The sequence below is a fragment of the Gemella sp. GH3 genome, from assembly GCF_013415425.1.
Lineage (GTDB): Bacteria > Bacillota > Bacilli > Staphylococcales > Gemellaceae > Gemelliphila.
Map to the genome: position 1 here is coordinate 1 of NZ_JACBYC010000202.1, position 21,028 is coordinate 21,028.

A 21,028-nucleotide genomic window follows, 5' to 3' on the forward strand; every position below is an offset into this window, starting at 1 on the left:
TCACTATATTCTATATTAAGATTTTCTAATTTTTGTTTTACATAATTAAAATTCTCTTTATCTGTTTCAAAATAATAAAACCCCACAATACCTTCATCAAAAGAATTTGAAAGATTTTTCACATTAATTTTTACATTGTTAAATATTTCAAGATCTGTTTCTTTTAGATTAATATTTTCTATATTAATATCTTTATTTTTTATGCGTAAAGCTTTTATAAACCTTTCTTTATCTCCAATAGATACGTAAATATTTCTATTATATTGGGATACAATATCTTCCTTAGTTGACTGTCTGTATATATTTATTTTATTATCTTTAGCAAATTGTTCTAAATTTTTGAATATATCTTCTGAACTACTATTTGATTTAATATATCTAATTGTTATCATCAAATTGCTAGTATTACTAAAATATACGCTATCATATTCTTCTTTCATTGAGAAAAAGAATATACTTAATATTAAAATAAAGAATGAACCTACTAAAAATAATATACTCCATATTTTTTTCATTTTACTACCTCTTATCTAAAAAAGGATAAATATTATTTACTAAATATTTATCCTAAGCAAATTAACTATTAATATTTTTTATAACACATTATAATAAGCTTGCGATGTTTTGAACCAACTTGTAGCCATTGAGGCAAATGCCCAATGACCAGGAGATTTCCATCCACTACTATTTGTTCTATCCCCAACTCTTACAGCAGAAGAGTGCGTCATATAATGGTTTTGATAGTCAGAATGAATATCACCATCTTTAGTATAATAGTGCCAATGCCCCCTTTCCATTGATCAAGTGCATAAGCTGTAGATGTATATACTGCAGCAACTGTTAATAATGTAATAAAAATACCCGTAAGTTTCTTTTTCATATTTAATCTCCTTTATTTGTTGTAGCCGCTTACAATCATATAATACTCTTCTCTATATTCTATTGTCAATCAATATGTTATATATCAAAAAATATATTTATATAATATATTTTTGCTCTTTTAAACATTAAATTGTACATATTATAATATACTACTAATTAAATTATAAGAATATTACTTTATATATTTTTAATTTATGTTATAAAACACTTAAAAACTACAATTATTAGTAATAAATAAAAAAATATCAGTTATCTTTTTATATATTTTTTAAAAACTAATCCTAATAAAAACAAAAAAGCTGTATAAAAACGATACAACTTAATTGTTTTTTATATAATTTTAAAGATTATTACTATTTACAACATATCTAAAGTTCCATTTTTTATAGATAACTTTTCCATAAATTTTAAAATACCTACTCCTGAAATTAAAAATATAAATGCTAAAATTAATTCTCCATGGATAAGATATAAATTTGTAATTACACTTTCACCACTTATTAATTTTTGTGCTAATAGTATTGAACGAGTTAATGGCAACATATAACAAAATTGTTCTACAAAATATGGAAAATTACTTACTGGAAAGTTTGCTCCAGTAAATATTAATAATACTTTGTCAATTGTATTAGTTACTAAGTGAAGTTCTGTTGTCAATAGTATAAAACAAGAGAATAAAAATCCAAAACAAGTAGCCACAAAAATTGCAAGTATTAATACTAAAATAAATTCCAATATCTTTTGTCCAGTCCAAGCCAATCCTAATGATAAACTAAGTATACTTACCCCAGAAACTACTGATACAAAACTCAAAAACATAGTAGAAATTGCACTTGATAACAAAATTTCGAAAATACTCGTTTTTGTCGCAATCATTAATGATAGAGTTCCACTTGCTCGCTCTCTTGCTAGTTGAAGCCCTACTCTATAAATTGCTGAAAATGCACTTGTTACTATCGCATTACTTATAACCCATTTTTCAATATTTTCTGCACCATAAACATAGTATCCAACTAGTGAGTAACACATCATTTGCATTAAAGGAACTAATAAATCAATAGTAAAAAATGTTCGCCAATCACTTAATACGGAAGCCATTTTATATGAAAAGCTAATTCTTCTAAAAAATCTATACACATTCTCCATATTAAAATACCTCCAATGTTCCCTTTATTACACAAAGTTTCTTAATTTTTCTAAATGAAACAAAACTTATAATAAAATAAATGATAGTTATAAAAACAAGTATTAGTGATATTTTTAAGAATTGTTCACTACTTCCACCTTGGACAGCTAATTTATATCCTTTCATCGCCCACGTTGGACTCAACAAATACGAAATATATTGAACAAATTTTGGAAAAATTGATATTGGAAAAATCATTCCAGTTAACATTATTATTGTATAATCAATAACATTCATAAGTAAGCTTATTTTCCTTGATAAAGTAAATAATCCTGCCATCATAAAACCGACTGCTATCATAGAAATTATCATTAAAATTGTTATTAATATAAAATATGAAAAGCTAGAAAATACTATACTTATATTAAAGAAGATTTTTACAGTTAACATATTTAATCCAAAGCTAAACACACCCCAAAATGTATTACCTATTATTTTTCCGAATATTATATTTTCAAATCCTATCGGAGAAGTGAAAATCATTGGCATTGTTCCCATTCATTTTTCTCTATCCATATCACTTGCTGATGAGAAACAAATACTTCCCCAAAATGTACTAATTCCCGCTCCTATAAAAGCATATAACATAAAATCGCTAGTACTACGATTTTGATAAATCATTCCTAATAATATTCCACTTAGTATTGGACTAATAAAAACACAAAATCTAAACATTGGACGTGCTATTGATTGTTTCATCTGTACTTTTGCACTCATTAAAATAGCTCTCATATTACTTCTCTCCTAACAATTCTATATAAATATCTTCCAATGTTATTTCTAAATTTTTCTTATTTCTTTCTTCTTGTTCTCGTGCTTTTTTCGCTTTTATTTCTTCTTTTCGCTCATAAGAAACTAAATTTTGTAGTCCTACTACATTATCTAATGCAACTATTTCACCTTTTTTTATTATCGCAATTCTATCACAAAGTTCCTCTGCTTCTGGCATATAATGAGTAGTCAACAATATAGTTACACCATCTTTAGCTAATTGTTTTATAAGTTCACGAAGTTCCATTGCTCCTACTGGGTCTAGTCCAATACTGGGTTCGTCTAAAAAAATTATTTTAGGATTATTTAATAAAGAACGTGCGATTTGTAATCTTTGTTTCATACCTTTAGAAAAGTTTTCCACTCTTTTATCAATAAATTCACTAAGTCCTACACGCTGTATCAAACTTTCAATTAATTCACTTTGCTTTTTTCGTGGTATTTTATAAAGATCAGCAAAGTACGCTAAGTTATCTCTAGCACTAAGACGCCAATATAGACTTCTTTCTCCTCCAAAAACAAAATTAATGTATTCTCTAACTTTTTTAGAATCTTTGAAAGTATCAAAACCTAAAATTTTAGCATTTCCTTCACTTGGTGCCAACATCGTTGTTAAAATTTTTATAGTAGTAGTTTTTCCTGCTCCATTTGGTCCAAGTAAACCAAAAATTTCACCCTCTTTTACTGAAAAGTTTATCCCTTTTAACGCTACAAATTCATTGTTTTTTGATTTGAAAATTCTTTTTAAATTATCAACAATAATTATATCCACAAAATCCATCTCCTAAATATATAAATTTAAGTTAATTTATACTAACACTCATTTAAATTTACTTAAATTATTCCTATTGTATCAAAAAAAAAAAAATATCAATATATTTTACAATAAAATTTTAAAATTAATTTAAGTATATTCTATTTAAATACATAATAAAATCAAACATTATATATTAAGTCTTAACCAAAGATAATCACTTTCTATATTTTCTGAAATATAAAATCCTAACTTTTGCCAAAAGTATAGAGCTTGTTCATTATCCTTGTAGACAGGTAGCGATATTTGAGTTGCATTTAATTCGTATGCTAAATAATCTATACACAATTTTGCTGCTACTTTTCCATATCCTTTATTTTGAAAAGCATCATCAATTAAAAAATTAATAATTTGATAATGATCTTCCTCTGTATACATAGATACAAAGCCAATAACCTTGTCATTTAAATTAATCGCAAATAAATTATAATATTCATAATCTAGCCATGCTTCAGCAAAAGAATAAACAACTTCATCTACATAATTTTTATTTTTAACAGATGTACGCAAAGAAAGGCAATCTTGAAAATTATCGTCATCTATTTTCCTTAGTTCAATCATATACTTCTCCTTAACGATATAATTACATACACAAAAAATTATAGCATATAAAAGCGTACTTTAATATCTTTAACAAAAAATTAAATTCTATTTTAATATTTTTTTACTAAATTATGATTTTTGATTATACTTTCAAAATAATTTTTAGAAAAGTTCTCGTATGACACATTATTATCCCCTAAAATATTTAAAACTTGTTTTAGACTACAATAACCGCTTCTAGCTACTACAATATGATCTAGAACTTCTATTCCCAAGATATTTCCTACATTTAACAACTTATAAGTAGTTTTTATATCTTCTAATGATGGTGTTGCATCGCCAGACGGATGATTATGAACACATATAATACTTGCTGCACTATTTTTTATTGAATTTTTAAAAATCTCTCTAGGATGAATCAAAGACATATCTAAACTTCCTCTAAATACTTCTCTCTCCTCTATTATCTTTCCTTTTACATCTAAATCTATTACTAAAAATATTTCCTGTTTTAGTTCCTGTAACTTATACCTTAAATAATTAGCTACTACCTTAGGATTATTACAAGTTATCAACATTAGCATTAAACATATTTTAACACAATTCAAAATAATACCAACAAAGCATTGATATAATAGCATTTCCGCTACATAATAATTAAAGACAATACTATTTGTGTATTACAAATTTTTAATACTTTTTCTAAAAAATCGGCACTTTTTAGGCACTAAAAAAGCCCACCATTACAGTGGGCTTGATTGTTTGAAAAAATTCAAACGGTTATCATGTTGGACTTTCATTATAGCATTAATTATTTTTAAATGCAAATTTTTAAAAAATATAAAAAAGGGAGCAATTACGCTCCCTTAAAATCTACTCATTAGTCATTTTTAAAATTTAATTTTTTATAAAGAGTTAACAACCCATCTTTATCAGATTCTTCATATAGTTTAGTAAACTCAAATTTCTTATAAAATTTTTCAAACATTTTTCCTCTACATTCTAGAACCAATAATTTTCCACCTATAATAACATTAGCTTTTTTAATTGTCGAATAAGCCTCATTTAAAATTACTTCCCCACTCATATAATTAATATGATTATCGTTTTTTCCGAGCTGCCCTATTAAAAATGCAGGAATGTTATTCAACCTGTCTCTTCCTGGATAATTCCCTAACATCTTTCTCTTTTTCTTTTTAGATATGCTACTAATATCTATAGATGTATATCCTATGGTAAAAAATGCTAGTACATCATAATCTTCAGATAAAAATTTATCTTTATCAAAAAATAAGAAAGTTTTCCCAAAATCTGACAACTCATAATCTAATGCTTTACAATGTAAAAAGTTCTCTAAATCTTTTTCGCGTCGACAAGAGAACTTCCTAAATACTTCGTTTAATAAAACTTTATCTTTATTAAGATTTTCATAAAAATCATTCAAAGAAATAACTATATAATTGCCCAATTATTCTACCTACTTCCTTTCTGATTTTTTAAATCTTCAATAGTAGTATACTTTGAATTAAAATCTTTTTTAATCGTAGGTTTAACATTTTCACTCATTTTATTAACGAACTTGTTAATGTTTTTTTTACTTACAGCGAAGTTTTTCTTAAAACTTGATGTCGCCATAATAATCCCTCCCTGAATAATATCTTTAATATATAATACTATATAACGTGTATAAATGCAACATTTTTTGTATACAAATGAGAACATCTTAAACTCAAATAGGGATATACGGGTACTAAATCAAACTATGTCAGAACATATGTGTACAATACATTAGTATATTGCAAATAAAAAAGGGAGTAACAAAACGTTACTCCCTTAAAACTTATCTATCTAAAATGACCATAATCCATTTGATTTCTATTGTTTGTAAATATTCCTGTAGCTACATATCTTCTTTGACCACTTGATCCTATATAACTAATCCATACAAAACCATTTGCTATACAATAGCTATCATAGTTTATTATATCTCCTTTTTTGTAAGTCGCTACGACTTTGCTATTTAAGCTAGGTGCTTCTCTAACATTAAGCTCATCAACTTCAACAGTAAAATGCCATTGTTCTGGTACTCTTGTCCAGTTTCTATTGTTTGCTGAATCAATAGTATAAGGTGGTCTTATTATTGCAGCTACTAAACTATCATATCTATTTACTACTCTAGCAGGGCCACCTCTTGTTAATGCGTCTGCATTACCATCTACGTTCTGTTCTACACAAGTAAGTAGGTTGCCATTAACTGCAGTACATATTCCTATATGCCCCCAAGGTAATGTCATATTCCATACAATTATATCTCCTGGTTGAATTGTTACTTGACCTTTCTTATATCTTTTAAACCCGTTAGGTAAGGTATTATTAACATAATGAATAGCATTACCATTCACTCTACCTTTCCAAAGTTCACCAACATAAGCCATTATTAAATCTACACACTGAGAGCCATAATATCCGTCCCAGTCAACTCTACCTCCTATCTTACTCTTCGTCCAATTAATAGCTTGAGTTTGTGTCACCATATTTTTTACCTCCATAATAAAAAGCCAACTAGTTTTCTAGTTAGCTTTGATTTTATATTAAACAAAAGTCTATCTTATCTATTTTTCTACATTTTTCTTTTTTTACTTCAGCTACTTTATGCTTTGGTAAAAATTTAAAAACAAATTTTAAAAATAAAATTTTATAAGGATTTCTAAACACGTACATGTGGCACATTAAACTAAAGTACCACCTTAATATGCTTCTATCCATACTACTTCCATACTTTATAATATTCCTTAATTCCTGATTAAAATCATCTATTATATGATCAGATAAATTTATACTAGATTGTTCTATCTCTTCAAATGTCATATCTCTGTCAGTAACATTATATACATTACTTATTATACGATGAACATTAGGATAGTCATTTTCTAAGTAATCTATATCTAGTTTATTAAATCTAGCTGTATATAATACATTTAAAAAATTACACCTTTCTAAAGTTTGTAAAGTTCTTTTCTTTAAATATATATACGGAATTACAGTTATAATAAAAATAGTAGAATAAGTTAAAATATTCATTTTTTATTTCCTCCTTTTGGACTAGTCATAATCAAATTTTCTAGCTTATGAATTCTAATATTTTTCTCTTTTATATCTTTATTTTTATCTTCAAGTTGCAACCTATAATTTTTCAAATGATATATCATTTGTTGCTTAAAATTTTCCCTAGTTTGTTTTAGTAAAGAATAAAAAATATAAACAGTTAAAAACCATATACATACTGCTACAAACGCATTTATATTGTGATTAGATAATTCTCTTAATTGATTTATAAACATTTTAACTACTCCTCCTATTATAATTTTATACCTAAATATTATAATATTAAAATGTGAAAATCAATTTTTTAGTTTCTGAAAATGTTTTTATCCTTAATTCCAAAAAATCATTAAGTTGACTTTGCAAACAAAAAAAGAGAAGAACATTAAATTCTTCTCTAAGTGGGTTAACTTCGATTTTAGGTTGGGCGGCGTATCCAACATCTCAGGTACCATATAGGTGTGTAGAGTGCCTTTTCTACTTCTAAAATCTTATGTTAACCTTCCAAACTAATTATAACATATTTTAAATATGTTTAATATCATTCCCTAACATCACTAACACCTTTAACAACTGAGTGTACACCAGTTGACATCCAACCACTTACTAACCCAGTAATAATTACCTGGAACGATAGTTCTTGTTTTAATCCTATACAAAATAAAATACCTACTACTCCTAAGATAATAGGTATTAAATTATTTTTAATAGGCGTACTGTCCTTAATAATTTTCCCAAATAGTAGACAAAACGCTACTATTTCAAAATTAATATATGCTTGCAAGTTATCCATTTTTATTACCTCCTAGAAATGTTCTATCAAATTTCTTATCTAAAATATCAACTTTTTTAGTTATAGATTCTAAATTAGCGTCTAATCTAATTATTACATCATCTCTATCCTCTAAACGTTGTATTCTTATATCTTGCTTTTCTATAATTTTTTCATTATTTTTAGCTATGTGCTCTAATTTATCAATTTTAATAAGTTGCTCATCACTTCTATTTTTAAAATTAATCGCCAACGTAATAAAAGCGATAATTACTGATACTAAAGCTACAACTTCTGTAATTGTCATGTGCTACCCCCTAACTCCCCAAATTTTTAAATTTGATAAAATTACATCGTTATAACAACCAATGTATATATTATTAAAATCTTCAATCTTGTTAAATGCTATAACTCCCCTAGCAGTACCGCCAATATTCGGTACAAATGTATCAGTGCTTTCAAAAGTAACTTGCCCTTGTTCAAATAATTTAACTGTACTATCTTTTAAATATTCAATATCAAAAGTTGCACATAATTCGCTAACATTCGACAAGTCAGGTACATCAATATTAACATAATTGTTATCATTACTAAACCTAATCTCAATATTATGCTCATAGATACATTCACGGTTTGCGTCAAATTTAAGCTCAGACAATCCAGATTCGACTCTCTGAACAAGCGAATCAAGTTCTTGTTGTGAATGTACATAGCACAAAATAGCGTCATTTTTAAAATTCATAAAATCTGTAATATGATCGTAGGCTAGTTTTGATTCATCACACTCATTTAATGTCTTGAGTAATTTTTCATAATTTGCAAAATCTAAATTAGATATATTGATATTTTGCTCCAAACCATAAGCTTCTTCTTCCAACAAATCATTGATTTTTGATATTAAGTATAGTCTTAAATCAGCCACTGAATCTCCTTTGGATTTTAAACTGCGAACAATAACTTTCGGCAACCCATCATAATTAATTTTAGAATAATTAGTAATAACTGCCTCTATGCCAGCAGTATCGATATCAAAATAAGAATTGTTTTCTTTTAGTTTCTCAAACTTTGAACTAGGATTAACAACGATTCTGAATTTGTTGTTGCTCGGGAATATGTACCCGCCTGCGTGGATTTCTACATAATACTTACCTACTGGGAGTCGTTCTAATATTTTAAACTCAACTGCTCCGTCTTCTACAACGGATTGTCGGTTGTAAAAGACTTCTGACGTTTGACTATCGCATAACACAACAGCTGCCTTTTCTCCGTTAATATCAGATACAGGATTATTATTTTCATCTAGCAAGTTAAATTTAAAATTACTTGAATAATCGCCTTGCTTAATTACTTGACCGCCGTCTATTTGTTTAATATTTGTACTATTAAATAATTTTGCCATTTGTTGTCTCCTTTTTTTTGACATAATAAAAAGCCAACTATTTTAGTTGACTTAATAATTTTCATTTTAACTTTGACTTATAATTCTTAATAAATCATAATTGTAATATTTAACATTTCTTTTCATTGATTTATCTTTATCTAATAAACCTAAATCTACTAAATTATCCAAAGCTTTTTTTACCGTACTTTGATGATTTCCTGTAATTTTAGAAATTATATTTGATGTAACAATAGGATGTTTAAATGTTTCTAACCATACATTTTTTTGAATTTCTGTCTTACATTTAGACAACCCATATAACGCTAAGTTGTCAGAATCATCAATTTTTTTTAGAATTTTATCGGCCATTCTTTCGCTAGCATTTAGGAAGAAATGTATCCAAGTAATCCAATCTGGATCATCTCCTCTAGTTCCATTTAAAGAGTTATAATATCTAATGCGCTCTTTTTCTAGTTCTTCACTAACAAAGAATAAAGGAGAATCCATTATTTCTTCTTGTACAGCCATTAAAGCTATTAAAATTCTTCCTAACCTACCGTTACCATCTAAAAATGGATGTATAGATTCAAATTGAGCATGCATTATACATATTCTTAAAAGAGAATCTATAGAATGATCCAGTGATGTATTATTATCTTGAATTTCAATTTGAAAATCTCTATGCATTTCTCCATTAATGAAATACTCTAAATTTGTCATGTATTCAGGTATTTCATTTGCATTAATAGGTATATACGTAGCATTTTCAATTTTCTCATCTGGTCCTATATGATTTTGAATTTTTCTAAATTCTCCTTTATTAGCAGTCGTACCCCTTGCATTATCCATCAATATAGTATGTAATTTCTTTATCAATTTACTTGTTATTACGCTTCCTTCTTTTATTTCATTAACCCCAAATTTAATAGCTTTTCTGTAATTTTCAACTTCTATTTCTTCCAAAGATTTATTTTTTCTATTCTGACTCTCCATAATTTCATGAAAAGTCACTTGCGTTCCTTCAATTTTTGTAGATTGAACTGATTCATTATACATTAACAAGCTTAAGAGAGAACTATTAATAAGTGATTTTTTTAAGCTAACATCAAGTTTTCCAATTTTTTTATTAATGGCTGATAATTTTTTAAATATTATTAGCGCCTCTTTATCACTAACTATAACAGGAAGTTTTAAAACTCCTTTTAACATAGAAAATCACTCCTTAAGATAATTTTAAATTATTTTTATATTATAAATGTTTTTAGTATAAAAATCAATAGAAATACTTTTAATATCACACAAAAAACAAGAGGAAATTAATCCTCTTGCTCTTTTGAATCTGCATAATTTAATAACTGTCGTACTTTTTCACGATATTTCTTAGGCACATCGTCAATTGTAATCCAACCTTTATCAATTTGCATTGCGTAATAATTAATTCTCATTGCTTTCACCCCCTTTACTGTCCTTTTTACCATCTTCTTCGATTCCTTCGCTAAAATCTTCATCTCCATTATCATCTGCTTCATCCTCCTCTTTTAATAAGTCATTTACTGTTAATGTTAATAGTCTTTGCATTTCTCCCATTTCTGAAATTTTACTAGTAATCTCAGCGACAGTTTTCTCTTTAAATTCAAGTAAATCCGCTTTGATTTCTTCAATGCTTTCGTTTGTCGCTCTAACCGGGAATAATCCGTCATATAGTTTTTTCTTAACTAATTCTAATATTTCATCGTTCTCAGTGACAACTTTATTTAAGTGTATAAACAAATTACCACTATCTTGTTTGTCACTCTCCAAAGACACACTGGCAACAGTATGTGTTGGTGTATCATCTTTATAAACATTATAGCTATTATTTAATATTAACCTCATTATTCATTCTCCTTTAATAAAAGTTTAAATTTAGATTCAAGAATAGACATCCTATCTTCTAATTTTTGGTTTTGTTCAATTAATTCCTGAACACCTTTTAGTGCATACATAAGAATTTTAGGGCTATTCAAAATGTATCTACTGTCTTCATCTTTAATTTTATCAATTAATGTAGGGTCTAACTGTTCTAGTTGTTGGGCTATAACTCCTAAAGTTTCTCGTCTTTTTTTAGCATCTTTCCAATCAAACTCTACAAAATCTATATTTTTAATAACACTACTAGCATTAACTTTAGTGGATTGTATATTTTTCTTTAGGCGCACATCAGAGTTAGACTCAGGTCTAACAGTAACCCATCCTCCAGATCTGAAATAACTTAAAGTCTCGTATCCTTCCTGCCAATCGTGATACATATACATAATAGGCGCCCCATTCTTATCGGCAGACTTTCTTGTAGGTATCCCATAACCTTCGAATTGATTACCGTTACCGTCTCTATAACTCGAAAATTCAATCATACCATTTACAGTCAATAGTACTTCATTAGTTCTGTATGTAGTACTTCCTACTGAAAAATTATCATCTGGATAAATAAATAATCCTTTGGGATAATTCTTACCATTTTTTGAATAGCCTTGGCCTAATACTTGTAATCCCACACCATAATTAGCGTTGCTAGTAGCTGGAGCATTTATTTGTAGTCCGTTTTCTACAGGTTGTAGAAATCCATGTGTACCTAATTTTATTTTAGAATTTCCTTGAATAGTAGCTCCTGTTATTGTTTTACCATATAAATCATCAACAATTGCCCCTCCTGAAATCTTAGTACCTTCTCTGGATTGATTAATCTCTGCAATAACTTTTCCTTTTTCTACGGTTTTAATAGCTACCTTATTTATTCCTACTTCAACTGCCGATTTGACATCATCGTTAGTGGCTAATTTATCTTTTTTAAACCACCAAGCCCAATCTCCTTTATATATTCTTACATTTTTAACATTAACCTTATCATTTAAAGGATATAAGTTAATTTTTCTATTTTTTGGGAGTTTCTCTGGATTATAACTAAATACAAATACATTATCTTTATCAATTAAAGATTGACCTTTAGCATCTATTGAATTATATATACGGGGATTTAAATCTACCCCAGATTGTAAGTTACCAACATCAAATACTAATGTATATAATTGATACGCTTCTAAATCTTCAATAACAGGGTGGTACTGGTCAGATCCAGTTATTACATCCGCTTGAAACTGTGCTATATTCGGCCTAGGTTCAAGTATAGATAATCTTTTCTCCGCATCAGCGACAGATAAGGTAATACTATTCTTAGTCTGTTCAATCAAAGAAACAGTTTCGTGTACCGAATTTTCGACAGTTCCTATTTTATTAGTTACCTCTCCTACACTTGACCTAAGTCCATTTATATCACTTTGAAAATCTCTTATCTTTTCAACAGTTTCTTTAAGAACACGTACATCAACTGTGTTATCAAGTCTAGCATTAGCAACAACGTTTAAATCCTTGTATGATATTAATGCTATAACTTCAAATGACGAACCATCTCTAACACCATCAGGAAATGCTAAATTATGCAAATAACCATCAGAATTGTATGTTGTATTTTTAAATTCTGTCCAAGCAGACATTCCTATACCTTTATATTTTGTTTTTACTGTAAAACCTGATGTTATCTTGCTTCCATCATAATAAACATCAACAAACGCTTTAAATCCAGTCAAATTATTATTTAAATAACTTCCCTCAAGTCTTAAATTCCCAGTCAAAGAATGACCTTGTAAGTCAATAAGAGCTGGACTCCACATTTTCGGTACTTCCGAACCGTATGACATATACGGCTCAGCTATTTTGACATGCCCATTTTTTTCAATTGAAATATAGAAAGAATTATAATCTTCAAAATTAAAATTATTTTCGGCAGTGAATTTTAATTCTTTGATGAACCACTGATTGGTTGGAGTACCTTCACTCAAATTAAATTCTTTTAGAGTTGTATTTTTTTTATGATTTTTCAATCTTAATTTTATACCGCCGTCAACAGCGACATCGTTAAATATGTAGATAGGCAGTCTAATTACAATTTTATTTCCTCTTTTCAGCGAATTAATACTACTATTGACTGTTATCCCTCGCCAACCATTTGCAGCAAGGTTAGACGCTTGCCATTCAATAGAATTGTGACCATTGTAATCATTAACATTTAATTTAGCATTTAAAGTATTAACAAGATTAACATCACTCAAATTTTTAAATTCTGTCGCTATAAGTAAGTTCCTATCGGGTATTACTCCGTCATCACCTTTAATTTTAGCCCATTTATAAGATTCTTTATCAGTAGGAGCTGTGTTAGATGTAGTTATAGCTGTCCCCATATAAGTAGGTTGTCCTTCTGCTGAATTAAAAAAATTGCTTCCATCAGGATTATTAGAATATTTTATAAAAATATTCTTTTGGGCAGGCGTTCTTCTAGTTACATCCATCCATTCATAATCTCTAGGAGAATCAGGTTTATTTACACCCCTACCTGTACCAAAATATCTGTATCTCATGAATTGACTAGGTTCATTAGTAGGGTAATCGTTATAAGTCTTATTACCTTCGCACAAAACATACCAGTCAATCCCAGCTCCGAGCCAACTACCGTCCTCAGGGTATAACATACCTCGTATATTAAATATTTGACTAGGGTCTATATTACCGGTAGTAAAAGTAGTATGTTTTATCTCATAAGTAGGATTTGTAAACTCTAAATATTCTTGACCTGATGTTCTTTTTATATCGCTAAAAATTGAATAATCGAAGTTATCAGGGAAGTGCTCACTTCTTATATTTATCTCCAAACTATCAGCTAAGTAACCGTTTGTTTTTGTAACAGCTCTACATCTAGCAGACATCGTATAAGTTGTATTAGGTTTTAACTTAATTGGAATATTTGATTGCCAAACGTCCGTAATATCATTGTCATTTGTGAAATTTATTCTTGGTCTATTTTTAACTACAATTTTAGCAGTAGGACTTGTTCCAACGGATGTGAAATCTCTTACTCCATCCGGACTATTAGCCCATGCATAAGATGGAATAAACTCCAGCTTACGATTTGATATTTCTGTCTCAACAGCTTTAGGAATATTTAGATCTATCTCATTTACCTTATCCGTTACTTTTTCTTCAACTATATTTTGTAATTCTTTATTTTGCCTTAAATCCATTTTAAAAACACCGTTATCTAAATCCCAATAACTTCTACCGTCAGCACTTTCTATTCTTCCTGTTCTTAATATCCCACTATTCACAGCATTTAGGGTTATCCCGTCCCCGTCAGCTAAAGTTGACCAGTTCCAATCTCCTTGAGCATTTTTAGAATTAGCGATAGCCATTCTCCCAGAACCTATGTAAATAACTTTAGTCGGATTCTCGTTAATAGGTTTGTTAAATGAATAAAGTCCAGCTGGTAAGTTATACTCATTTCCTGGTTTCAAATCATAATTATAGCCATTATCACTATTTATATTATCTACGATTCTTTGTTTTAAATTGTCTAACCAGTAAATAGTGTTATTCTCTAAATTATCTATTTTTTTTGAAATCTCATTTTGTCTTGAAAAAGGAGAAGTCGTAATCTTATCACCTAATATAAACTTGGATAATTTTCTATTAACAAGATTACGTTCTATTTTAAAAACTCTAGTTTTATATTTTATTCCTAATTCTTTTCTGGCGACGCCTACAGTATCCCCTAAGTTTAGATTCCCAACACTTAGGACATCGGCACTATATTCTACTTGAGGGCGACTATTGTTAACTAACCAATCATAAGTTAATTGAAGCAGGTTCTCTGGATCTTCTTCCTCTCCAAATTCAATTATCTTCAATCTTGCTTTTTTTCCTTTATCAAGACCATATTCTGAGGTAATATTAGGTAGCTCTACCCACTCTTGACCAAGAGGTTTATTTACAGGATGTCCTAACTCTGTACGCCATACTACATCACTAAAATTTATCTTACGACCATAGCCCCCTGTAGCTTGACCTTCACTATCCTGTATTTCTTCTCCTTTACCGCGGCCTACTGCTGCACTATAAAATACTTTTGAAACTTTTTCATTGACTGATATTAAATCTTTTCCATGCACAAATACTCGACCGCTATCTTGTCCTATACGGTCAAAAACATCTAAGTACCTTTCATGGATTGCTCCTTTTTTATAAATAATTCTTGGTCTAACTTCTACTTGAGAGATTTCTATCAATTTAGACAAAGCTTCTTTTCTGCTAACATAGTAAAAATTAGTAGTGATTCGTTTTTGTGTTTTCAGCACCCCTAATTTCCAGCTACTTCCATCTAGAATTTTATTGACAATTTCCGTAATAGTTCTATTATTTGGGCGGTAATCTTTAATATATCCATCACTATTCATATCATCAAAAAACGTATGAATAGCCGTTATATACACAGTTTTATCCGTATTTTTGTTTAATTCTTCCACTCTATATAAATGAAAAGTAGATTTATTTTGAGGATCTTTATGACCTAAGTAATAAATTTTAGATAAATCTGCAGTAAACATAATCTTAGCCCTTAGAACTTGTACGGCATTAATTTCTTCTTCGTACACACATTCTAACGGATTTACAACTTTTATTAAATTTTCTTTGTTATCAAATAAGTAAATCATTATATAGCCTTCCCTTTAATAGATATTGTTAATTCAGAACTATATGGAGTAACAGAAATTGTATTACCATTCTTTATATAAAAATCAAAATCCGTCTCTATAAAATCAATCCATTCTGTTTTACCTTTACCATTTATAGTTACCGGATATTCTTCATTTAATCTTATATGTATGACATCGTTTACTACAAAAGTTCCATTTATTACTATTTTTAAACCTAAACTATTATTGTATATAATAACTTTAGAGACATTATCTTTCACTTTTACAGTGATGAGCTCTGGGACAAAATCAACATTCACTAACTCTAAGGGTATAAAATCAACATTAATGCTTCCAGTAGAAGTTTTATTTATATTCTCGCTAGTTGAATATTTCCAAGGATCATAGCAAGTAAACGTTATTGTACCTACCATAGAATTACTAACTTCTTCTAAATCAGAAACATTAGTTACTATTGCTTTAAAATAATAATTAGGCTCATCTGAGAATATTAAGCTACACTCTTCTTTGAAATGTAAAAAATTATTAAGTATTATAGTCGCTCTTCTGTACTCTGCGGTATTAGGAGCATCTATTTGATATTTTAATAAGATATTCCTTAGTGGAAGTTTATTATCTAAAATTACAGCCCCATCTCTTCCCGGTAAAGAAGCAGTTTGAACTTCTCTACCAATAAGAGTTCTCCCTTGAACAGTTAAAGTTTTAAAATATGGGACTTCTCTGTCTAAAACTTTTCCGTTAAAACTAGTATGTAGCTTATTAGCATAGCTATTGATAATAGCACTCTGAGTTGTATCTATAAAATTGTAAAAAGTCATTACTACTCCTTTCTATAGACTATATTCTTCCAATCTTATATTAGAGTTATTAATATCATTAATATCATCAACAAAACCTCTTAAAGTTTTATTGCCTAATCGGAAGGTTATTTGCATTGGTTGTTTTGAAGTATATAATTCGTTATTTAATGACGCTTGGTAACTGAAATCTGATTTAGCTATTTTAGAAGTTAAGTCTGCATCAGGGATACCTGCTAGGGCTAACTTATTAGCTGAATTTTCTACATACCCCAATGTATCTAAAAGCCCTTCTCCAAAACCTTCACCAGTAAAAGCACCTAAAGACTTTGTAACTCGTGATGGCGAATGTATATCTAAAGCACTCCTAATAGTATTAGCAACATTATTGGCTATATAACTAGCTAAAGAATAGATACTACCTTGCGTACTAGATAGACCATTATAAAATCCGATACCAGCATTGTATCCAGCGTTATGTAAGTCAGAAGATAAACGGTTAAATTCTTGATTTATATTATTACAAACATCTCTGATTTTATTAAGGGTGTTATTCATAGAATTCTCCACAGATTGAGTTAAATTTTTAAACGCTGCTTCGAACGTTTCCTTAATTTGATTAGACGAATCCCTAGCAGTATTAGTCATATCATTCATACCACTTTTTGTAGCGTTATTAATATTATTCATTTCGGTAGATACTGATGATGCGGTACCTCCCATATTTCCAGATACTGTTTCTTTTATAGAAGCACTTTCAACACTCATTGTATTAGCTATACCAGCCATAGATCCTGAAGTATCAGATTCCATTCCACTAACATATGATCCTACTTCATTATTCATTTCAGCAAAATCATTGCTAACATTAGTGCTCGCATCTGATGATGAAATAGACGCGTTTTGCTGCATATTAGAAAAATCGTTAGCCATTAAGCTAGCCATCTCACTAGTATCAGATGTAACATTATTTTTCATCTCTTCTGTATAGGTCTGAGTAGAATTTGACATACTTTGGAAATCTTCACTAACCTTTTTATTACCTTCATCACTCTTTCCTGTAATCCAGTTCCACAAATCAGTAAAGCCTTGTTTTATACTTTCCCAAGCTTTTGTTAATATATTAGGTATAGCTTCTATAATACCTTTACCTAATGCCTTTATTAACTCCCATCCCATTGATACTAGTTTGGGAAGTCCTGTTACTAATCCGAATACTAACTGAATAACTAATTTTATACCCATAGCCAAGATTTGTGGAAGAGAACTTGCAATACCTGCTATTAATTGACCTATGAATAGTACTCCTTGATATAAAAGAGTCGGTAATTGCTGCACTAAGCCAGATATAAAATTACCTATTACAGATATACCTATCTGTAATATTTTTGGTAAGTTCGTAACAATACCAACTATTAACTGTCCTATAAGTTGAACTCCTGCCATTAATATTTTAGGAATTTCTCCAGATACGCCCATTAATATAGACCCAATAATTTCTATACCTGATGCTAATAAACTAGGTAAATTTTGTGCAACTCCCATAACTAATTGTTGTATTATTGAACTTGCTCCTTGAATTATCGCTGGAGCATTAGCTACTATAACTTGTGCCAACTTTTGAACCAGTTCTACCCCACTATTTATTAAATCCGGAAGTCTTGATGTTATACCTTGCACTAAATTAGTTATTATTTGAGGACCTTTAGTTATAGCTACTTGTAATATTTGATTTATTTGTGTTCCAAATTGGCTATTTAATAAACCTAAAGCAGCTAGTCCTACACCTATAATTGCTGCAGGAGCTATTGCAAACTTCATTATGGCTATTGATGCAGCAGTTACCGCTCCGCCTACTCCCTGTAGTGCGGGAATCAAAGTTAAAATAAAACCTTTCAATCCTATAAAAATATTAACTACACTTGCAAATGCTTTTTTTAGTATTGGCACTTTCCCTGCTAAAACAAGAATAGCACCTCCAATGCTGCTAATCACTCCATACATTGCAGACACGAACGTAATAGTAAAAGTTGTAGCAAATGCCGCTCCTAAAACAGACAGTAGTGGCAGAATGGGTTCCAAAACTTTTCTGATTATCGCTAATTTCTCACTATTGTTCGCTGCTCCACTTAATGCTGAACTAAAAGCAATCACATTTTCAGTAGCTTCGGTTAATATATTAGTTAACATCTTCATTCCACCTATTGCATTTTCAAAAAATAGATCTCCTACTGTTGAACTTAAATTCTTCCAAGCTTGTTGCAAATTTCCTAAGACATTTTCGTAGCCATCAGCTTCTCGTGCTGCTTGACCTAACGCTCCTGAAACTTTATTGGCATCCTCAAACATTTTTAGCAACACTTCTTGCTGTTGAATACCTTCTAAATCTTTAAATTTCTTACCAAAAAGCTCCATAGCTTTTGCATTTCTTGTAGTTTCCGTAGAGAGTATACCTAGGTTATCAGCAACTTGATAGTTCCCTTTTAAATATGATTTTAAAGTTTCGGTAGTTTCTTCAATAGACTTATCATAAAAAGCTGCGCTATCTGCCGCTGCTCTTGTAGCTCTTTCTGTAAATTGTAAAGCCTGAGCTGTATCCATTCCTGCTACTTTAGCAAATGAAGCAATCTGGCTAAAAGATGGTTTAATCCTATTAGACAAGGCTCCTACTTCATTTGATACCCTATTCAACGAATCATGAGATTCTCTCGCGAAACCTTCAAAAACTTGTGAGAATTGCGCATCCATAGCTCGCATTTCACCAGCGTTTTTTATGGCCATTGTAGTAAAGGCTCCTCCAGCAAATCCAGTAGCTGCAACAACTTTTCTAGCTGCATTAAAGAAGCCTGTAGCAAATTTATTACTAAATTCACTAGACCACTTAGTAAAACTTTGCATTGTATTCTCTGCATTTTTAAATGTCTTTGTGAAATTTAAATCTGACGCTTTTAAATAAGCTTCTACGTTATATGTCTGAGATGCCATTTGTATTATCCTCCTTTCTAGCTTGTATTCTCCTAGCTATTTTTACTAATTTTGAACTCGCTATTTTATTTTTAATACCTGTTATTTCAGCTAAACGTGCTTTTTTGTCATAAAAATCATTAAAGCTATCATATAGAGGCGCTCCATTTTTTTTAGTACCTTTGGCCCGTAAGTTAGCAAAAGCAATCATATGGGCATTATATTCATTTTCAGCTACTTTTAAAAGATATCCTTTCATTCTCAAATTATACTCTTCTAAAGTCATTCTCAACGCCGAATTATAATCCTTCACTTCAAATAATCCAAATATATTAGCTATTAATTCTTCATAAGTTTCCTTAGAGGTTTTCAAGTCTACTAATTTGTTTGATTTTTCATCTTCAGAATTGTTGGTCTCGTCATTGGTGAAGTTTCTAAGCTCAATAAAAAATCGTTAAATAATAGTTCTAAATCTTGCTCTTCTAGCCAACTTTCAATTTCTTTATGTGTGGGTCTAACTTTAGAAGTCTTTGAAGCACATAATATTAAATTGAGTAATACTACAGGATTCCTCATTTCTATGTAATACATCACACTTTGTAATCCAGCTCCAAAGCTAGCCCCGTTAAAATCTACAGTATATAATTTATCTAACTCGCGTATAAAGTTTAGCCCAAAGTATAAGTCACATTCTTTGTTATTTATTGTTAATTTCATTTTATTTCTCCTTTTTTATATTATTGATATGCCACGGTATCCTTGAACGCGTACATAATTTCCTCTTGTTGTTGTGCTGATAAAGTTGCAAATCCAGCTTGTGGTACCCCTTCAATAGTCATTTCTGTAGAAACCTGTTCTAAATCTTCAACGTTAGCGGGTACTTCCCAAGTAGCTAACCTTCCAATAGCATATAGTGCTGCAAATTTCCCACCTTGTTTTTCTCCAGCTAAGTCTACCTCCCATACTTCTAATTTAAAACCTTCTATAACGGAATTTTTTAATAATGTATTTAATTCATCTTTAGTGGCAATCGCTTCTATCGTAAGCTTTGTTTCTAGTCCACCATCACTTACTACAGCTCCGTCTTTTGTCTTTGTAATATCAGTAGAACGCTCATACTCCCACTTATGTTCGATTTGAAGTGCTAATTTTGCAGCCGCTTTTTTATCTCCTAATTTTCTAAACATCAAAACCTTATCTTTCCCAAATTTTGCTTCTGTCATTTTATTATTCTC

Annotated in this window: 25 protein-coding genes; all 25 read right to left on the bottom strand. The window is 29.6% G+C overall.

The features are described from left to right. Nucleotides 1-515: hypothetical protein (locus HZY83_RS07255; RefSeq protein WP_179943382.1), on the bottom strand; the 515-nt coding region annotated here is incomplete at its 3' end. A 78-nt stretch (nt 516-593) separates the two neighbouring features. Beyond that, nucleotides 594-797 (bottom strand): lactococcin 972 family bacteriocin, encoded by a 204-nt coding sequence (locus HZY83_RS07260; RefSeq protein WP_179943383.1) that lies wholly within the window; start codon nt 795-797, stop codon nt 594-596. A 442-nt stretch (nt 798-1,239) separates the two neighbouring features. Further along, nucleotides 1,240-2,028 (bottom strand): ABC transporter permease, encoded by a 789-nt coding sequence (locus HZY83_RS07265; protein WP_179943384.1) that lies wholly within the window; start codon nt 2,026-2,028, stop codon nt 1,240-1,242. 1 nt (nt 2,029) lies between these two features. Continuing rightward, the gene (locus HZY83_RS07270; RefSeq protein WP_228098474.1) at nt 2,030-2,566 is read right to left on the bottom strand and encodes an ABC transporter permease; all 537 of its coding nucleotides are present in this window, start codon (nt 2,564-2,566) and stop codon (nt 2,030-2,032) included. Beyond that, nucleotides 2,567-2,800, bottom strand: a complete 234-nt coding sequence (locus tag HZY83_RS08505) for a hypothetical protein (protein WP_228098475.1) — start codon at nt 2,798-2,800, stop codon at nt 2,567-2,569. Between the two features lies 1 nt (nt 2,801). Further along, a complete protein-coding gene (locus tag HZY83_RS07275) occupies nt 2,802-3,620 on the bottom strand; it encodes an ABC transporter ATP-binding protein (protein ID WP_179943385.1) in 819 nt (272 codons plus the stop codon). A gap of 162 nt (nt 3,621-3,782) precedes the next feature. Beyond that, nucleotides 3,783-4,214, bottom strand: a complete 432-nt coding sequence (locus HZY83_RS07280; RefSeq protein WP_179943386.1) for a GNAT family N-acetyltransferase — start codon at nt 4,212-4,214, stop codon at nt 3,783-3,785. Between the two features lie 92 nt (nt 4,215-4,306). Then, complete coding sequence (locus HZY83_RS07285) at nt 4,307-4,804, bottom strand: JAB domain-containing protein (RefSeq protein ID WP_228098476.1); 498 nt, start codon at nt 4,802-4,804, stop codon at nt 4,307-4,309. Nucleotides 4,805-5,076: 272 nt separating this feature from the next. Then, on the bottom strand, nt 5,077-5,664 hold the full coding sequence (locus HZY83_RS07290) for a hypothetical protein (RefSeq protein WP_179943388.1): 588 nt from the start codon (nt 5,662-5,664) through the stop codon (nt 5,077-5,079). 5 nt (nt 5,665-5,669) lie between these two features. Continuing rightward, nucleotides 5,670-5,831 (bottom strand): hypothetical protein, encoded by a 162-nt coding sequence (locus HZY83_RS07295; RefSeq protein ID WP_179943389.1) that lies wholly within the window; start codon nt 5,829-5,831, stop codon nt 5,670-5,672. Nucleotides 5,832-6,040: 209 nt separating this feature from the next. Next, nucleotides 6,041-6,730: an SH3 domain-containing protein gene (locus HZY83_RS07300; RefSeq protein ID WP_179943390.1), complete on the bottom strand. Its 690-nt coding sequence runs from the start codon at nt 6,728-6,730 to the stop codon at nt 6,041-6,043. Nucleotides 6,731-6,782: 52 nt separating this feature from the next. Further along, on the bottom strand, nt 6,783-7,277 hold the full coding sequence (locus tag HZY83_RS07305) for a hypothetical protein (RefSeq protein ID WP_179943391.1): 495 nt from the start codon (nt 7,275-7,277) through the stop codon (nt 6,783-6,785). After that, a complete protein-coding gene (locus HZY83_RS07310) occupies nt 7,274-7,537 on the bottom strand; it encodes a hypothetical protein (RefSeq protein WP_179943392.1) in 264 nt (87 codons plus the stop codon). Before HZY83_RS07310 ends, HZY83_RS07305 begins: the two co-directional genes overlap by 4 nt. A gap of 302 nt (nt 7,538-7,839) precedes the next feature. Further along, nucleotides 7,840-8,091, bottom strand: coding sequence for a phage holin family protein (locus HZY83_RS07315; RefSeq protein ID WP_179943393.1), 252 nt, complete (start codon nt 8,089-8,091; stop codon nt 7,840-7,842). Further along, a complete protein-coding gene (locus HZY83_RS07320; protein ID WP_179943394.1) occupies nt 8,084-8,377 on the bottom strand; it encodes a hypothetical protein in 294 nt (97 codons plus the stop codon). The genes HZY83_RS07315 and HZY83_RS07320 overlap by 8 nt, the downstream gene beginning before the upstream one ends. 3 nt (nt 8,378-8,380) lie before the next feature. After that, nucleotides 8,381-9,469: a hypothetical protein gene (locus tag HZY83_RS07325; protein ID WP_179943395.1), complete on the bottom strand. Its 1,089-nt coding sequence runs from the start codon at nt 9,467-9,469 to the stop codon at nt 8,381-8,383. 66 nt (nt 9,470-9,535) lie between these two features. Beyond that, entirely contained in the window at nt 9,536-10,660 is a 1,125-nt protein-coding gene (locus tag HZY83_RS07330) for a Fic family protein (RefSeq protein WP_179943396.1), read from the bottom strand. Between the two features lie 107 nt (nt 10,661-10,767). After that, nucleotides 10,768-10,905, bottom strand: a complete 138-nt coding sequence (locus tag HZY83_RS07335) for a CD1375 family protein (protein WP_179943380.1) — start codon at nt 10,903-10,905, stop codon at nt 10,768-10,770. After that, on the bottom strand, nt 10,886-11,326 hold the full coding sequence (locus HZY83_RS07340) for a DUF1366 domain-containing protein (protein WP_179943397.1): 441 nt from the start codon (nt 11,324-11,326) through the stop codon (nt 10,886-10,888). Before HZY83_RS07340 ends, HZY83_RS07335 begins: the two co-directional genes overlap by 20 nt. Further along, nucleotides 11,326-16,029, bottom strand: coding sequence for a phage tail spike protein (locus tag HZY83_RS07345; RefSeq protein ID WP_179943398.1), 4,704 nt, complete (start codon nt 16,027-16,029; stop codon nt 11,326-11,328). The genes HZY83_RS07340 and HZY83_RS07345 overlap by 1 nt, the downstream gene beginning before the upstream one ends. After that, a complete protein-coding gene (locus HZY83_RS07350) occupies nt 16,029-16,850 on the bottom strand; it encodes a distal tail protein Dit (protein ID WP_179943399.1) in 822 nt (273 codons plus the stop codon). Before HZY83_RS07350 ends, HZY83_RS07345 begins: the two co-directional genes overlap by 1 nt. A gap of 12 nt (nt 16,851-16,862) precedes the next feature. After that, complete coding sequence (locus tag HZY83_RS07355; RefSeq protein WP_179943400.1) at nt 16,863-19,814, bottom strand: phage tail protein; 2,952 nt, start codon at nt 19,812-19,814, stop codon at nt 16,863-16,865. Continuing rightward, nucleotides 19,795-20,166, bottom strand: a complete 372-nt coding sequence (locus tag HZY83_RS07360; protein WP_179943401.1) for a hypothetical protein — start codon at nt 20,164-20,166, stop codon at nt 19,795-19,797. The genes HZY83_RS07355 and HZY83_RS07360 overlap by 20 nt, the downstream gene beginning before the upstream one ends. Nucleotides 20,167-20,171: 5 nt before the next feature. Next, nucleotides 20,172-20,510: a tail assembly chaperone gene (locus HZY83_RS07365; protein WP_179943402.1), complete on the bottom strand. Its 339-nt coding sequence runs from the start codon at nt 20,508-20,510 to the stop codon at nt 20,172-20,174. A gap of 20 nt (nt 20,511-20,530) precedes the next feature. Then, on the bottom strand, nt 20,531-21,016 hold the full coding sequence (locus HZY83_RS07370) for a phage major tail protein, TP901-1 family (protein WP_179943403.1): 486 nt from the start codon (nt 21,014-21,016) through the stop codon (nt 20,531-20,533). Nucleotides 21,017-21,028: the final 12 nt, after the last annotated feature.

Excerpts from the sequence above, each read along its gene's own strand:
- HZY83_RS07310 (WP_179943392.1), bottom strand. The coding sequence starts at position 7,537 with ATGTTTATAAATCAATTAAGAGAATTATCTAATCACAATATAAATGCG.
- HZY83_RS07345 (WP_179943398.1), bottom strand. The coding sequence starts at position 16,029 with ATGATTTACTTATTTGATAACAAAGAAAATTTAATAAAAGTTGTAAAT.
- HZY83_RS07270 (WP_228098474.1), bottom strand. The coding sequence starts at position 2,566 with ATGGGAACAATGCCAATGATTTTCACTTCTCCGATAGGATTTGAAAAT.
- HZY83_RS07260 (WP_179943383.1), bottom strand. The coding sequence starts at position 797 with ATGGAAAGGGGGCATTGGCACTATTATACTAAAGATGGTGATATTCAT.
- HZY83_RS07275 (WP_179943385.1), bottom strand. The coding sequence starts at position 3,620 with ATGGATTTTGTGGATATAATTATTGTTGATAATTTAAAAAGAATTTTC.
- HZY83_RS07300 (WP_179943390.1), bottom strand. The coding sequence starts at position 6,730 with ATGGTGACACAAACTCAAGCTATTAATTGGACGAAGAGTAAGATAGGA.
- HZY83_RS07305 (WP_179943391.1), bottom strand. The coding sequence starts at position 7,277 with ATGAATATTTTAACTTATTCTACTATTTTTATTATAACTGTAATTCCG.
- HZY83_RS07295 (WP_179943389.1), bottom strand. The coding sequence starts at position 5,831 with ATGGCGACATCAAGTTTTAAGAAAAACTTCGCTGTAAGTAAAAAAAAC.
- HZY83_RS07365 (WP_179943402.1), bottom strand. The coding sequence starts at position 20,510 with ATGAAATTAACAATAAATAACAAAGAATGTGACTTATACTTTGGGCTA.
- HZY83_RS08505 (WP_228098475.1), bottom strand. The coding sequence starts at position 2,800 with ATGAGAGCTATTTTAATGAGTGCAAAAGTACAGATGAAACAATCAATA.
- HZY83_RS07325 (WP_179943395.1), bottom strand. The coding sequence starts at position 9,469 with ATGGCAAAATTATTTAATAGTACAAATATTAAACAAATAGACGGCGGT.
- HZY83_RS07320 (WP_179943394.1), bottom strand. The coding sequence starts at position 8,377 with ATGACAATTACAGAAGTTGTAGCTTTAGTATCAGTAATTATCGCTTTT.
- HZY83_RS07370 (WP_179943403.1), bottom strand. The coding sequence starts at position 21,016 with ATGACAGAAGCAAAATTTGGGAAAGATAAGGTTTTGATGTTTAGAAAA.
- HZY83_RS07330 (WP_179943396.1), bottom strand. The coding sequence starts at position 10,660 with ATGTTAAAAGGAGTTTTAAAACTTCCTGTTATAGTTAGTGATAAAGAG.
- HZY83_RS07355 (WP_179943400.1), bottom strand. The coding sequence starts at position 19,814 with ATGGCATCTCAGACATATAACGTAGAAGCTTATTTAAAAGCGTCAGAT.
- HZY83_RS07350 (WP_179943399.1), bottom strand. The coding sequence starts at position 16,850 with ATGACTTTTTACAATTTTATAGATACAACTCAGAGTGCTATTATCAAT.
- HZY83_RS07265 (WP_179943384.1), bottom strand. The coding sequence starts at position 2,028 with ATGGAGAATGTGTATAGATTTTTTAGAAGAATTAGCTTTTCATATAAA.
- HZY83_RS07340 (WP_179943397.1), bottom strand. The coding sequence starts at position 11,326 with ATGAGGTTAATATTAAATAATAGCTATAATGTTTATAAAGATGATACA.
- HZY83_RS07315 (WP_179943393.1), bottom strand. The coding sequence starts at position 8,091 with ATGGATAACTTGCAAGCATATATTAATTTTGAAATAGTAGCGTTTTGT.
- HZY83_RS07280 (WP_179943386.1), bottom strand. The coding sequence starts at position 4,214 with ATGATTGAACTAAGGAAAATAGATGACGATAATTTTCAAGATTGCCTT.